Origin of the sequence: Azorhizobium doebereinerae UFLA1-100 (genome assembly GCF_000473085.1) — a bacterium.
In the GTDB taxonomy this organism is placed as follows: Bacteria; Pseudomonadota; Alphaproteobacteria; order Rhizobiales; family Xanthobacteraceae; genus Azorhizobium; species Azorhizobium doebereinerae.
This window is the reverse complement of record NZ_AXBA01000006.1, coordinates 83,302-97,630: the sequence shown is the minus strand read 5'-3', so window position 1 is coordinate 97,630 and position 14,329 is coordinate 83,302. Positions and strand designations below refer to the sequence as shown.

The 14,329-nt window shown below is 70.8% G+C and carries 12 protein-coding genes; 7 read left to right on the top strand and 5 right to left on the bottom strand.

The window, feature by feature from the left end:
* Positions 1–3: 3 nt before the first annotated feature.
* The 3 genes from YU1_RS0107730 to YU1_RS28480 form a co-directional block, all read right to left on the bottom strand.
* Complete coding sequence (locus YU1_RS0107730) at positions 4–324, bottom strand: c-type cytochrome (protein WP_029003581.1); 321 nt, start codon at positions 322–324, stop codon at positions 4–6.
* A gap of 150 nt (positions 325–474) precedes the next feature.
* Complete coding sequence (gene hmuQ, locus YU1_RS0107725) at positions 475–804, bottom strand: heme-degrading protein HmuQ (protein ID WP_029003580.1); 330 nt, start codon at positions 802–804, stop codon at positions 475–477.
* Positions 805–987: 183 nt separating this feature from the next.
* Positions 988–3,177 carry a TonB-dependent hemoglobin/transferrin/lactoferrin family receptor gene (locus tag YU1_RS28480; RefSeq protein WP_245263258.1) on the bottom strand — a complete coding sequence of 730 codons (2,190 nt, stop codon included), beginning with the start codon at positions 3,175–3,177 and terminating at the stop codon, positions 988–990.
* 481 nt (positions 3,178–3,658) lie between these two features.
* On the opposite strand from YU1_RS28480, the gene YU1_RS28475 reads away from it, so the two are divergent.
* From YU1_RS28475 to YU1_RS0107705, 3 genes are read left to right on the top strand one after another with little or no spacing between them, the layout of a single operon-like run.
* Positions 3,659–4,627, top strand: coding sequence for a heme/hemin ABC transporter substrate-binding protein (locus tag YU1_RS28475; protein WP_035714397.1), 969 nt, complete (start codon positions 3,659–3,661; stop codon positions 4,625–4,627).
* Entirely contained in the window at positions 4,624–5,715 is a 1,092-nt protein-coding gene (locus YU1_RS0107710) for a FecCD family ABC transporter permease (protein ID WP_029003579.1), read from the top strand. Before YU1_RS28475 ends, YU1_RS0107710 begins: the two co-directional genes overlap by 4 nt.
* Before the next feature lie 4 nt (positions 5,716–5,719).
* Positions 5,720–6,514 carry a heme ABC transporter ATP-binding protein gene (locus YU1_RS0107705; RefSeq protein ID WP_029003578.1) on the top strand — a complete coding sequence of 265 codons (795 nt, stop codon included), beginning with the start codon at positions 5,720–5,722 and terminating at the stop codon, positions 6,512–6,514.
* Between the two features lie 7 nt (positions 6,515–6,521).
* On the opposite strand, the gene YU1_RS0107700 is transcribed toward YU1_RS0107705, so the two are convergent.
* Positions 6,522–7,322, bottom strand: coding sequence for an aspartate dehydrogenase (locus YU1_RS0107700; protein WP_029003577.1), 801 nt, complete (start codon positions 7,320–7,322; stop codon positions 6,522–6,524).
* Positions 7,323–7,555: 233 nt separating this feature from the next.
* Between YU1_RS0107700 and YU1_RS28470 the strand changes: the two genes are divergently transcribed.
* From YU1_RS28470 to YU1_RS0107680, 4 genes are read left to right on the top strand one after another with little or no spacing between them, the layout of a single operon-like run.
* The gene (locus YU1_RS28470) at positions 7,556–8,173 is read left to right on the top strand and encodes a TetR/AcrR family transcriptional regulator (protein ID WP_051356608.1); all 618 of its coding nucleotides are present in this window, start codon (positions 7,556–7,558) and stop codon (positions 8,171–8,173) included.
* Positions 8,170–9,162, top strand: a complete 993-nt coding sequence (locus tag YU1_RS0107690) for an HlyD family secretion protein (RefSeq protein ID WP_029003576.1) — start codon at positions 8,170–8,172, stop codon at positions 9,160–9,162. The genes YU1_RS28470 and YU1_RS0107690 overlap by 4 nt, the downstream gene beginning before the upstream one ends.
* Positions 9,159–11,885 (top strand): ribosome-associated ATPase/putative transporter RbbA, encoded by a 2,727-nt coding sequence (gene rbbA, locus YU1_RS0107685; RefSeq protein WP_051356607.1) that lies wholly within the window; start codon positions 9,159–9,161, stop codon positions 11,883–11,885. The genes YU1_RS0107690 and rbbA overlap by 4 nt, the downstream gene beginning before the upstream one ends.
* A gap of 1 nt (position 11,886) precedes the next feature.
* Complete coding sequence (locus tag YU1_RS0107680) at positions 11,887–13,008, top strand: ABC transporter permease (protein WP_029003574.1); 1,122 nt, start codon at positions 11,887–11,889, stop codon at positions 13,006–13,008.
* On the opposite strand, the gene YU1_RS0107675 is transcribed toward YU1_RS0107680, so the two are convergent.
* Positions 13,009–14,256, bottom strand: a complete 1,248-nt coding sequence (locus YU1_RS0107675; protein ID WP_029003573.1) for an Hsp70 family protein — start codon at positions 14,254–14,256, stop codon at positions 13,009–13,011.
* Between the last annotated feature and the right edge of the window lie 73 nt (positions 14,257–14,329).

Genomic DNA, 14,329 nt, shown 5'->3' with positions numbered 1-14,329 from the left:
GGGTCAGCGCGGCAGGCTGGAATAGTATTGCACCAGCGCGGCGATCTCGTCCTCGCTGAGCGAGCGGCTCATGTAGCGCATCTCCTGGTGACGGCGCGTGCCTCTGCGGAACGCCATCATCTGCAACCACAGATAGCGGTCGTGCTGGCCGGCAAGGTTGGGGATCTCGGTATCGTGGCCGATGCCGTCCACGCCGTGGCACGGCGCGCATTGCTGGATCAGCACGTCGAGCGCCGTCGAGCTCTTCTCCTGGGCGCCGGCCGGCAGTACGCCGAGCCCCATCAGCAGCGCCGCCGCGCTTCCCATCGTCCGAACGCTCGCCATGGCCCCCTCCGCGACAGGCGGGCGGCCGCCTGCGCGCCGGCCCGCACCCGGTGAGGGGTACGAGCCAACGGCGCGCGGCGCAATCCCGCTTCTTCGCGGAGGCCAGGCCGGGCCACCCGTGGCCGGCCCCGCCGGCCACGGCGCGGTGCCTCAGGCGGCCTTGTCGCCGATGGACAGCGAGAGCACCGATTCGAAGCCCTCGAATTCCGGCGGGCCCATGTAGTTCACCTTGTTGGGGCCGGAGCTGGCATGGGCGGCGCGGAACGCCTCCGAGCGCGTCCAGGCCTCGAAGTCCGCCTTGCTCGCCCAGTGGGTGTGCGAGGCATAGAGCGTGTACTCCTCCTTCTGCGGCCCCTTCAGCAGGTTGAAGGTGACGAAGCCGGGCACGGTGGCGAGATGGCTGTCCCGCTCGCGCCACACCCGCTCGAACTCGGCCTCCGAGCCCACTTTGACCTTGAACCGATTCATCGCGATGAACATGCCGTGCTCCTTTTCTCGATCGGCCGAACCGGACCCGACCGGGGTCCGGGACAAAAGCGGGTCGGCTCCATCCTAGACGGAACCGGCCCTGAAATGGGGGCAGCGCCGCCCGGACGGCAGTCCGGGAGGCGCGACTGATCCGCCCTGCGGTACGGGACTGGCCCCGGCGGTGCCGGGTTCCGGCTATTTGGTGATCCGGGCCGGCGTCGCCGCCGCCATCTCGCCGCCGCCGAAGCGGATGGTCACCGCCCCCTTCACCGTCAGCCCCGCGCTCGGCAGGAACTGCTGGTATTGGGTGTACTGCTCGTTCAGCAGGTTCTCGACGCTGAGCGAGGCCAGCACGTTCTCGCTCGGCTGGTAGCCGAGATAGACATTCACGAGATTGAAGCTCGGGGTCGGATCATAGACCGAGGTGGACGGCAGGTCCGCCTCGGTCACCGCCGCCACCCACTGCCAGCGCAGCGACAGGGTGAGCTTCTGGTCCGGCGAGCGCAGGCCGACCGTCGCCGCCACATTGTCCGGCTGGATGCTGGAGAGCGGCTGGTCGTCCTCGGTGTTCTTGCCCTCGCTGATCGTCGCCGACAGGCCGGCGAACCACACCTTGGCGTCATACATGCTCTCCAGTTCGAAGCCCTGGAGGCGCGCGGAGGAGACGTTCTGGTATTGGGCATAGGCCGTCGTGCCGTAGCGCGTCGTGCCGTACTGCACCAGCTCGATGAAGTCGCTCACGTCGTTGCGGTAGACATCCGCCTTGAGGCGGATCTTGTCGCCCTTGGTCAGCAGGTCGTCGAACTTCACGTTGACGCCCACTTCCTTGTTCTTGCCCACCTCCGGATTGAGGTTGGCGTTGGGCATGAAGCAGAAGGTGCCGACGCTGCCGTCCGGGCAGGTGACGATGGGGATGGAGGGCGGATGCGCGCCGGACACCAGCGTCTCGGTGACCGCCGGCGCGCGGTAGCCCTCCGCATAGGTGCCGTAGAGCGTGAACCACGGGATCGGCGTGAGGCCCACCGTGATCTTCGGCGAGAAGCGGTCGCCGCTGTTGGACACGTCGTCGCCGTTCAGCGTGTAGGTGTCGTAGCGCACCGCGCCGATGACTTCGAGCCAGGTGGAATAATTGGCCTGCCACTGCACGAAGGCGCCGCCCACGCCGCGCGTGCCGGAGGGGTTGTAGCCGTCGGCGAAGCCGTAATTGTCCACGTTCGACACGTCGTCGTGGAAATAGTCGCCGCCGATGGTCACCGCGTTGCGCACCGCGCCAAGGGCGAAGCGGGTGGTGTTGTTGGCATCGAAGCCGGTGGTCTCGATGGTGAAGCTGCGCGGGTTGCCGACGGCGCCGGTGATGGTGGAGGCGGTGCCCGACACCTTCACCTGATCCTGCTGCACCTGGTTCCAGTAGACCGTGCTGCGCCAGTCGAACAGATTGTCATCCGGGTTGGCGTAATTGTAGCTGGCGGTCAGCGTGCGGTTGGTGATGTCGGTGCCGTACTGGCTGGTGGTGGGCGTGGTCAGCACGCTGGCGGTGCTGGTGGTGTAGGAACTGTCGTAATTGAGGGCAGTGAGCTTCACCTCGTGGAAGTCCGCCGGGCGGATGGTGGCCTTGGCGATGCCGGTCCAGGTGGTGGCGCCCGTGCCGGGCACGGTGTCGCCATTGCCGTCGGCATAGTCCGACTGGCTGCGGTAGGTGCCGCCCCAGAACAGGTCCACATTCTGCCCGACGCGCGCCGCGCCGAAGGCCGAGCCGAACCCCATGGGGCCGTTCGAGCCCATCTCGCCGGTACCCTCCACGCCCCAGGTCTGGCCGGGCTTGAGAATGTCGTTGGTATCCTTGGTGCGCATGGTGACGACGCCGCCGATGGCGCCGGAGCCGTAGATGTTGGAGACCGGGCCGCGGATCACGTCCACGCCCGCCAGCAGGCCGGGCTCGACGAAGAAGGAGCCGGCGGAATTGGCGTGGCCGAGCTGGGTGAAGTTCTGCCGCGCCCCGTCCAGGATCACCGCGACGCGGCCGAAGTCCTGCAAGCCGCGGATGTTCACCGAGGTCTGGGTGCTGTTGCCGTTCTGGATGGCGGTCACGCCCGGCATGCCCCAGAACACGTCGGCGGTGCGGTCGGGCAGCCATTGCTCCAGCGTCTCGGCGCGCACGGCGCTGACGCCGGCGAGCGCGTCGATGGTCTGGATCGGCGTGTAGGTGGCCACCACCGTGACCGCATCCAGCGCAATTTCGCCGCCTTCGCCCGTTGTCATGGCCGGCGCGGAGGCGGCCGGCCAGCCGGCAGCCGCCGCGGGTCCCGACGCGGCGGCGGACTGGGCCAGCGCCGGGCCGCTTCCCGCCCACAGCACGCCGCAGGCGAGCAGCGCGACGCCGGCCACACCATCGAGCGCCCGGATGCTATGATGGATGCGGCGGGACGTGGACGAACAGCCGGACATCGGCATTGAGACGCGCAGGCGCGCGGACGCACCCGGGAACGGGGGAGCCATGAAGACCTCCAGGGCTGAACGGCTGGCTACCACCCGGAAGCGGGCTTGGCGGGCATATGAGGATCACCCTCGCGCGGGGCACGCGAGGGTTTCAAATGGACGCGAGGCACATCCGGCAGGAGGATCGATCCTCCGGCCCGAGCATCTTCTGTGGAGAAACAGAAGCTGTGACGGCGCGCCCGAAGCGACGTTCAAGCTGCGCTGTAACATCAGCTATCGCGCACCTGACCAATGGTCAAGTTGATTAGTTCTAAGCTTGCTTGGGTGACAAAACAACTCGACAGTCTTAACAGTAGGCATCCGGCGACGGCCGGAACAGAACTGGAAGAATTCAAATATGGGCCAAGAACTAACGTCCAACCGTGGCTCGATGAGCGCGCACCCCGCGCGCAAGGCCGCCCGGCGCGCAGCTCTTGCCCTGCTGGCCTCGGCCCTGCTGCTGGCGCCCGGCCTCGCGACACCGGCGGCCGCGCATCACGTGCGCGACGCCACCGGCCGCCTCGTCGAGGTGCGTGACACGGCGCACATCGTCGCCATCGGCAGCGCGGTCACCGAGATCCTGTTCGCCCTCGGGGTCGGCGAGCGGGTGGTGGCGGTGGACCAGACCAGCACCTATCCGGAGGCCGCGCGCAAGCTGCCCAACGTCGGCTATTCCCGCGCCCTGTCGCCGGAGGGCGTGCTGTCCAAGACCCCCAGCCTGATCATCGCCATCGAGGGCGCCGGCCCGCGCGAGGCCATCGAGGTGCTGGAGCATTCCTCCGTGCCGGTGGTGATCGTGCCCGACGGCCACTCGGCCGAGGGCGTCATCCGCAAGATCGAGATGGTGGCCGCGGCGGTGGGCATTCCGCGCAAGGGCGCCGACCTCGCCGCCGAGGTGAAGGCGGACTTCACCCAGCTCGCCAAGGAGGTCGCCACCCTGCGGCGGCGGCCCAAAGCGGTGTTCGTGCTCTCCGCCGCCGGCGGCAGCCCGGTGGTGGGCGGCAGCGGCACCGGCGCGGACGCCATGTTCCGCCTCGCCGGCATCGAGAATGCGGTTTCCGGCGTGAAGGGCTACAAGCCCGCCGGCGACGAGGTCCTGCTCACCGCCGCGCCCGAGGCCATCGTGGTGATGAGCGGCGGCGGCCAGGCGCTGCCGGCCGACCTCATCTTCTCCCTGCCCGCCTTCAAGGCCTCGCCCGCCGCCAAGGACAAGCGCCTGGTCACCCTGCCCGGCTCCTATCTGCTGGGCTTCGGGCCGCGCACGCCGCAGGCGGCCCGCGACCTCGCCCTCGCCGTGCGCGGCAACGCCCGCCTCGCGCCGCTGCCGGCGCACTCCTGGTCGAGCGAGCCCAATCCATGACCGTGGCCGCCGCGCCCGGGGTACGGGTCTCCCGCCGGGCCGCCGGCCGCCCGGCGGCCGTGGTCGGCATCGCCGCCTGCGCGACCCTCGCCGCCCTCGCCTTTGTGGGCGCGCTGGCCATCGGGCCGGTGACCATTGCCCCGACCCATGTCCTCGCCATCCTCGCCGACGCCTTCTCCGCGCCCACGGACGAGATCGGCACTGCATTGCGCGAGCGCATGGTGGTGCTGGACATCCGCCTGCCCCGCGCGGTGCTCGGCCTGCTCACCGGCGCCGGCACCGCGCTCGCCGGCGCGGTGATGCAGGGCGTGTTCCGCAACCCGCTGGCCGATCCGGGCCTGGTGGGGGTGGCGCCCGGTGCCGCGCTGGCGGCGGTGGCCTTCATCGTGCTCGGCGCGCCGGCGCTGGAACTGCTGCCGGCCGCGCTCCAGACCCTCGGCCTGCCGCTCGCCGCCTTCGCCGGCAGCCTTGCCACCACGCTCGTCATCGCCCGGCTCGCCATGCGCGACGGCACCATGTCGGTGGCCACCCTCCTGTTCTCCGGCCTCGCCCTCGGCGCGCTGGCCAGCGCCGGCACCGGCCTCCTGGTGTTCATCTCCAGCGAGCAGCAGTCGCGGGAGTTCATCTTCTGGACGCTGGGCAGCCTGGGCGGCGCCACCTGGCCGAAAGTGGCGCTGGTGGCGCCCTTCGTCGGCGCCCTGCTGATCGGCGGGCCGTTCCTTGCCCGCGGGCTCGACGCTTTGGCGCTGGGCGAGGCGGAAGCCTTCCATGTGGGCGTGCCGGTGGAGCGGCTGAAGCGGCTCGCCATCCTCGCCGTCGCCGCCGGGGTCGGGGCCTGCGTCGCCGCCGCCGGGGTGATCGGCTTCGTCGGCCTCGTGGTGCCGCATCTGGTGCGCATGTGGCTCGGCCCCGGCCACCGGGTGCTGCTGCCGGCCTCCGCTTTGCTCGGCGCCGCCGTGCTGCTGGCCGCCGACATCTGCGCCCGCATGCTGGCCGCGCCGGCCGAGCTGCCGCTCGGCGTCGTCACCGCGCTGGTGGGCGCGCCCTTCTTCCTCTGGCTGCTGCTGCGCCGCCGCCTCATCGGATAGAGCCATGTATACCGCCGAAGCGATCGGCCTGACGCTCAACGGGCGCGCGCTGGTGCGCGACGTCTCGCTCACCCTGGAGCCCGGCACCGTCACCGTGCTGGTCGGCCCCAACGGCGCGGGCAAGTCCAGCCTGCTGAAGCTGATCGCCGGGGAGACGGCGCCCACCAGCGGTCGAGCGACCCTCGACGGCACCGACATCCGGCGCCTGTCCCCCGCCGTCCTGGCGCGGCGGCGGGCGGTGCTGCCGCAATCCGCCGAGGTCGCCTTCGCCTTCCGCGTGGACGAGGTGGTGCGCATCGGCCTGCTCGGCTCACAGCCCGGCACCGAGGCGCGCATCGCCCGCCTGCTGGAGCGGGTGGACCTGCCGGACTTCGCCGGGCGGTCCTACGACAGCCTGTCCGGCGGCGAGCGCCAGCGGGTGCAACTCGCCCGGGCCCTCGCCCAGGTGGAGGTGATGGACCCGGACAAGCCGCGCTATCTGCTGCTGGACGAGCCCACCGCCAGCCTCGACCTCGCCCACCAATTGCTGGTGCTGCGCGAGGCCCGCGCCCATGCGGCGGCGGGCGGCGCGGTGCTGGCGGTGCTGCACGACCTCAACCTCGCGGCCATGGCGGCGGACCGCATGGTGGTGCTGGTGGCCGGCGAACTGGTGGCCGGCGGCCCGCCCGCCGCGGTGATGACCGACGCGACCCTGGCCTCCGCCTTCCGCATCGCCGCCCGCGTCAATGCGGTGCCGAACGGCCCGTTCCTGCTGCCCCAGGCCATCGTGCCGGAGGGCGACGTGCTGTCGCCCCGCTGAGCTGAGGTCAGACCACCAGCCGCGCGCCGAGATTGAGCACCGCGCGGGCGAGGCTGTAGGGCGCCAGCATGGAGGTCTTGGGATTGTCCGGCAGGGTGCGCCCCTCCACCGCCACGGACAGGCTGCCGAACGCGCCTTCCGCCTCCACCAGATGGCGGTTTCCTGTGGCCTGCGGGTCGGCCATGAGCTTGACCTCGGTGCGCTCGAACCCGAGGCCCGCCAGGGCCACGGCAGCGACCACATTGGCATTCTGCGGAAAGGCCAACGCCGCCGCCCGCGCGGTGCCGGCGAACACGACCATGGGCGCGCGCACGGCAGAGAGATCGACCACCCGCTCCGCCGCCGTGCCCATCCAGGCGGCCGGCGCCTTGCGCGCCACGTAGCGCACCCGCTCCAGCCCGGCGCGGCGGGCGGCGCCAAGGGCATCCAGCCCGCCCACGGCGCCGGCGGGGATGACGATGCGCCCGCCCCGTGCCGCAGCGGCATGCAAGGCGGCTTCGAGCGCGGGGTCCGCCAGCGCCCCAACCGAGGCGACCACGAGGTCGCACCCCGCTTCCAGGACCTGTGGCCCGTGGGCGGCAAGGCCGGCGTGGCCGGCGCACTCGGCCACCACCTGCGGCCTGAGCGCCAGGAAGGCGGCGGCATCGCTGGTGACCGCCACCTCCGGTGGCAGTGCGGCACGGGCGCGCGCCACCCCGGACCCACGCACCAGCACGCCCACCACCTCTGCGGCGCCGGGCGGCTCCGCCCGGAGGGCGTGGAGCAGCGTGCCGCCGATGGCGCCGAAGCCGATGATGCCCACTTTCATGCCGTTTCTCCGGGTCTCCGAATCGGTCCTCAACTATCGGAAGCCGGTCACGCGGTGGCAAACCTTGACCGGCCCCTGCCCCAGCGCGAGGCCCGCGCCGGGCCGCTCCCCAGGCCCCCCCGACCTTGGTCGAAGCCCTTGAAACCCTTGATTTCCCTCAACGACTGTTGTGCACTGCACCGCTCTAGTGCTCCCACCGTTGCGCCTCGGGCGCGGAGCAAGGGCAGGAGCCAATGACCGAACCATCTCCTCCGGCACGGCGTGGCGAAGCGGCGCGCGAGCTGGCGCTGGCCGCCGCCACGCGGCGCTTTTCCACCCAGTGCTACGAGCATGTGGGTCTGCGGCACATCGCGGCCGATGCCGGGCTGGACGTGGCCCGCGTCCACCGCATGTTCGGCTCCAAGGAGGCGCTGTTCGCCGCCTGCGTGCGGCGCGCCTTCGGCGAATGGCCGTGGACCGCCTCCAATCCCCCCGAGCTGGCGCACGAGATCACCGCGCACCTCCTGTCCACCGCCATGCAGGAGGGCGGCGACCCGCTGCAGATGCTGGTGCGCTCCGTCTCAGATCCCCACGCCGCGCCGGTGCTGCGGGCCTGGACGGAGGAGGCCTTCCTCGCCCCGGCGGCGCAGGTCGCCCGGAGCGGGCAGGCCAGCGTCTCCGAGGCCGAGGCGCAGCAGCGCGCGGCGCTGCTCGCCGCCTGTAGCCTCGGCATCGCCGTGATGCGCAACGTCATGGGCATGTCCGCCTTGGCCGGGGTGGAGCATTCCACGCTGGCCACGCGCATCGACCAGTTGTTCCAGACCTGCCTTGCCCCCGAAACCGCGCCAGCCGCCCTGGAGCCTTCCGCATGACACGCCGCTTCTGGCTGATCGCCGGCCTCGTCCTTGTCCTCGCAGCGGCGGGAGGCGGCGGATATTACGTCTACAGCCACCGCCAGGTGCTGCCCGCCGGCATCGTGGCGGCCAATGGCCGGCTCGAAGCGACCGAGGTGGACGTGGCGGCGAAGAATGCCGGGCGCGTCGCCGAGGTGAATGCGGAGGAAGGCGATTTCGTGCGCCAGGGCCAGGTGGTGGCGCAGATGGACGTGCAGGAGACCGAGGCCTCGCTGCGCAGCGCCCATGCCCAGGCCGAGCAGGCCCAGCGCTCCTACGAGCAGGCCAAGCACGTGGTGGAGCAGCGCCAGGGCGAGCTCGACCTCGCGATCAAGGAATTGCAGCGCGACGAGACCCTGCTCGCCAAGGGCTTCGCCACCCAGCAGAAGGTGGACCAGGAACGCACCGCCAAGGTCACCGCCGAGGCGGCGCTGAACGCCGCCATGAGCGCCGTGGACGCCTATGAGGCCGCCATCCGCTCGGCCAAGGCGGAAGAGGACCGCCTGACCCGCCAGGTGGTGGACGGAACCTTGATCGCGCCCCGCTCCGGCCGCGTGCTCTACCGCCTCGCCGAGCCGGGCGAGGTGCTCTCCGCCGGCGGCAAGGTGCTGACGCTGCTCGATCTGTCCGACGTGTACATGACCGTGTTCCTGCCCGCCTCACTGGCCGGGCAACTGGCGGTCGGCGCCGACGCCCGGCTGCTGCTGGAGCCGATCCCGGACATCGCCATCCCGGCCAAGGTGTCATTCATCTCCGCCCGCGCGCAATTCACCCCCAAGCAGGTGGAGACCCAGAGCGAGCGCGACCGGATGATGTTCCGCGCCAAGGTGCGCATCCCGAGCGACTTGGTGCAGCGCTACATCGAGCAGGTGAAGACCGGCGTCACCGGCGTCGCTTATGTGCGCACCGACCCGAAGACGGCCTGGCCCGGCTGGCTCGAATCCGACCTGACCCGGCCCGCGCAATGAGCGAGACGGAGACGGAAGCGGCGGGCGGCGGCTTCCGGATGTCCGGCATCACCCATCGTTACGGCGGGGTGCTGGCGGTGGACAAGGTGGACCTCGCGCTGGAGGCCGGCGGCGCCATGGCGCTGGTGGGGCCGGACGGGGTGGGCAAGTCCACCCTGCTGGCGCTGATCGCCGGCGCCAAGCGCATCCAGGAGGGGCGGGTCGAGGCGCTCGGCGCCGATCTGGCCTCCACCCGCGCCCGGGAAAGCGTGCAGCCGCGCATCGCCTTCATGCCGCAGGGCCTGGGCAAGAACCTCTATCCCGGCCTCACGGTACGGGAGAACATCGCCTTCTTCGCCCGCCTGTTCGGCGCCGACGCCAAGGCGGCCGGCGCGCGCATGGCGCCGCTGCTGGAGGCGGTGGGCCTCGCCCCGTTCGCCGACCGGCTGATGCGCAAGCTCTCCGGCGGCATGAAGCAGAAGCTCGGCCTGTGCTGCGCGCTGGTGCACGAGCCCGACCTCCTGCTGCTGGACGAGCCGACCACCGGCGTCGATCCGCTCTCCCGCAAGCAGTTCTGGGAACTGGTGGACGCCATCCGCGCCGACCGCCCCCGCCTCGCCATGCTGGTGGCCACCGCCGACATGGAGGAAGCCGCGCGCTTTCCCCGCGTGGTGATGATGAACGACGGCAGGATCCTGGATGACGGCGCGCCGGCCGACCTGCTGGCCCGCACTGGCGAGGCCGACCTGGAGCGCGCCTTCATCGCCCTGCTGCCGCCGGACGCGCGCGGCGGCGACATCGCCCCCACCGCGCGGGCGGAGATCGCCCCGGACGCGCCGGTGGCGATCGAATCGCGCGGCCTGACCCGGCGCTTCGGCGATTTCATCGCGGTGGACGCGGTGAACTTCACCATCCGCCAGGGCGAGATCTTCGGCTTCCTCGGCTCCAACGGCTGCGGCAAGTCCACCACCATGAAGATGCTCACCGGCCTGCTGCCGGCCTCCAGCGGCGAGGCGCTGCTGTTCGGCGTCCCGGTGGCGGCGGACGACATGGCGACGCGCCGGCGCGTCGGCTACATGTCGCAGAGCTTCTCGCTCTATGGCGACCTCACGGTGCGCCAGAACCTCGACCTGCACGCCCGCCTGTTCGCCCTCGCGCCGGAAGCCGCCGAAGCGCGCATCGCCGAGCTGGCCCGCGACTACGACCTCGGCGAGGTGCTCGACCAACTGGCCGAGAGCCTGCCGCTCGGCGTGCGCCAGCGGCTGTCGCTGGCGGTGGCGGTGCTGCACAAGCCGGACGTGCTGATCCTCGACGAGCCCACCTCCGGCGTCGATCCGGTGGCCCGCGACGGCTTCTGGGCGCACTTGCTGCGGCTGTCGCGCGAGGACAAGGTCACCATCTTCATCTCCACCCATTTCATGGCCGAGGCGGCGCGCTGCGACCGCATCTCCTTCATGCATGCCGGCCGGGTGATCGCCACCGGCAGCCCGGCCGAACTCCAGGCCGAGAAGCACGCGGCCACGCTGGAAGAGGCGTTCATCGCCTATATGGAGGAAGGCGGGCGCTCGACCGCCGCGCCGCCCCGCCTGCCGCCCTCCGCCGACGCGGTGGGCCGGCAGGGCGCCTTCTCGCTGCGCCGCCTCAGCGCCTATGCGGGGCGCGAGACCACGGAGCTGCGCCGCGACCCGGTGCGCCTCACCTTCGCGCTGCTGGGCACGGCGCTGCTGATGCTGATCTTCGGCTACGGCATCACGCTCGACGTGGACCATGTGCGCTTCGCCGTGCTGGACCGCGACCAGACGCCGGAGAGCCGCGCCTATACGGACACCTTCGCCCACTCCACCTATTTCCAGGTGGAGGCGCCGCTGGCCGACCCCGCCGCGCTGCAACGGGGGCTGATGTCCAACGACATCGCCTTCGCCATCGAGATCCCGCCCCAGTTCGGCGCCGACCTGCGCTCGGGCCGGTCCACCGAGGTGCTGGTCACCATCGACGGCGCCATGCCGTTCCGCGCCGAGACCATCCGCGGCTATGTGCAGGGCGCGCACCTCCAGTTTCTCACCGAGGCCGCGGCGGCGGCAGGCAAGAGCACCACCGCCAGCGCCAGCCTCGCCATGCGCTACCGCTACAACCAGGCGTTCCGCAGCATCGAGGCCATGGTTCCGGCGGTCATCGCGCTGATGCTGGTGTTCATTCCTTCCGTGCTCACCGCGCTCGGGGTGGTGACGGAGAAGGAGCTGGGCTCGATCACCAACCTTTACGTCACGCCGGTCACCAAGCTGGAATTCCTGCTGGGCAAGCAATTGCCCTACGTGGGCCTCGCCTGCTTCAACTACCTGCTCATGGTGGTGATGGCGCTGGTCATCTTCGGCGTGCCGCTGAAGGGCAGCTTCCTCGGCCTCTCGCTGGCGGCGGTGGCCTATGTGCTCGGCACCACCGCCATCGGCCTCGTCTCCTCCACCCTGACCCGCACCCAGGTCTCGGCGCTGTTCGCCACCACGCTCGCCACCATGATGCCCGCCACCCAGTTCTCCGGCATGCTCCAGCCGGTGGCGACGCTGGAGGGCGGGGCGTGGGTGCTCGGCACGTTGTTCCCCACCAGCTATTTCCTGCGCGCCAGCGTCGGGGCCTTCACCAAGGGGCTGGACTTCGCCGAGCTGGTGCCGTTCGCGGTGTCCTGCTTCGCTTTTTGGCCGGCGCTGCTGCTCATCGCCTACGCTCTCCTCAGGAAACAGGAGGCCTGACATGAGCTGGGCCGCCCTCTCTTCCCTCATCCGCAAGGAACTCATCAGCCTGTGGCGCGACCGGGCCATGCTGGTGCTGGTGCTCTATGCCTTCACGGCGGCCATCTACATGCAGGCCAAGGGCATGAGCCACGATCTCAACCGCGCCACCGTGGGCGTGGTGGACGAGGACAATTCCACCCTGTCGCATGCCATCGCCGACGCCTTGCTGCCGCCGCGCTTCCAGACGCCGGTGGCGCTCGCCCCCGGCGACGTGGACCGCGACATGGACCGCGCCCGCTACACCTTCGTGCTGAACTTCCCGCCGAAATTCGAGGCCGACGTGCTGGCCCGCCGCTCGCCCTCGGTGCAACTGCTCATCGACGCCACCGCGCTGATGCAGGCCGGGCTCGGCGCCAACGACATCTCCGCCATCTTCGAGCAGGAGGTGGCGCGCTTCGTCAACCGCACCGACAACACCACGCCCTCGCCGGTGGACCTGAAGATCCGCTCGGCCTTCAACCAGACGCTGGAATCCTCCTGGTTCACCGGCACCATGGGCCTCATCAACAACATCACCATGCTGTCGGTGCTGCTGGCGGGGGCGGCGCTGATCCGCGAGCGCGAGCACGGCACGCTGGAGCACGTGCTGGTGCTGCCGGTACGCCCGTCCGAGATCATGCTGGCCAAGATCATCGCCAATGGCGCGGTCATCCTGCTGGTGACGGCGGTCTCCATCCTGGCGGTGCTGCGCGGCGTCATGGGCATGCAGATCGCCGGCTCGGTGCCGCTGTTCCTGCTGGGGGTGGCCTTCTATCTGTTCTTCTCGGCCTCGTTCGGCATCTTCCTCGGCACGGTGTCCAGTTCCATGCCGCAGCTCGGGCTGCTGTTCATCCTCACCGTGCTGCCCATGAACCTGTTGTCCGGCGGCTTCACCCCGCTGGAGAGCATGCCGGTGTGGATGCAATGGGCGACGCAATTCTCGCCCTCGACGCACTTCGTCGCCTTCGCCCAGGCCATCCTCTATCGCGGCGCCGGGTTCGACGTGGTGTGGCCGCGCTTCCTGGCGACGCTGGCCATCGGCGGGCTGTTCTTCGCCTTCAGCCTCGCCCGCTTCCGCAGCTTCCTCGCCGCGCAGCAATAGTCAGGCGAAGCGCCGGGCCGCTTCCAGGGCCAGCCCGGTGCCGACCGAGCCGAAGGTGTCGCCCTCCACCACCCGGGCGGCCGGCAGGCAGGCGAGGATCGCCGCGCGCACATGGGCAAGGCGGGTGGAGCCGCCGGTGAGGAACACCGCGTCGATCCGCTCCGCCGGGACGCCGGCCTGCTGGAGGCACACGTCCACGCGCCGGGCGATGCGCTCGGCCAGGGTCGCGGTGTGGCTCTCCAGGCCGTCGCGGTCGAGCGCGGCCTCTAGCCCCGCCTCCACTTCCTGGAGGTCGAGCCGGGCTTCGCCTTCTTCCGCCAGCGCGATCTTGGCGCCCTCGGTGGCGATGGCCAGCGTATGGCCGCGCTGCTCCTCGATCACCTTGATGAGGCGCTCCAGCCGGGCCGGCTCGGCCGCGTCGCGCCGCACCTCGATGATCTCGCGCACCGTCTTCGGCGTGTAGAGCCGGTTGATGGCGGACCAGGTGGCGAGGTCGAAATAATAGGCGCTCGGCACGTCGCGGCCCGGCTGCTTCATGGGGGTGCGGTAGCCCAGGAGCGGCATCACCACGCCCAGCGAGAGCTGGCGGTCGAAGTCGGTGCCGCCGATGCGCACCCCGTCATTGGCCAGGATGTCGCCGGCCCGGTCCGGCAGCCGGCGGCGGTCGGGGCCGAGGCGCACGATGGAGAAATCCGAAGTGCCGCCGCCGATGTCGGCGATCAGCGCCAGTTCCTCGTGGCCGACCTGCTGCTCATAGTCGAGCGCGGCGGCGATGGGCTCGAACTGGAAGGTCACGTCGGCGAAACCGGCGCCGCGCGCGATCTCCTCCAACGCCTCCTGCGCCCTGGCGTTGCCCGCCGGGTCCTCGTCCACGAAGAACACCGGGCGGCCCATAACCACCTGGGTCAATTCGGCTTTCCGCTCCGCCTCGGCGCGCGCCTTCACGGTGGCGATGAAGTCGCCGATCACCGCGCGGAACGGAATCCGGCGCCGGCCGACCGCCGTGCTCTCGTCCAGCAGGGCGGTGCCGAGCACGGATTTGAGCGCGCGCATCAGCCGGCCGTCCTCGCCCTCCACATAGGCCCTCACGGCGGCGCGGCCGATGCGCGGATGGCCGGCGCGGTCGTAGAAGACCGCGCTCGGCACGGTGTCGCGCCCGTCTTCCAGCGCCGCCAGCACCGGGCCTTGGCCGGTGGGCACGCCGAGCGTGGTGTTGGACGTACCGAAATCGAGGCCGCAGGCCGCCATGGGGGATCTCCGAAGGGCGGGCTTGTTACGCGCTAAGCGGCTTCGGATCAAGGCTGTTCGCCATTCCGGTACG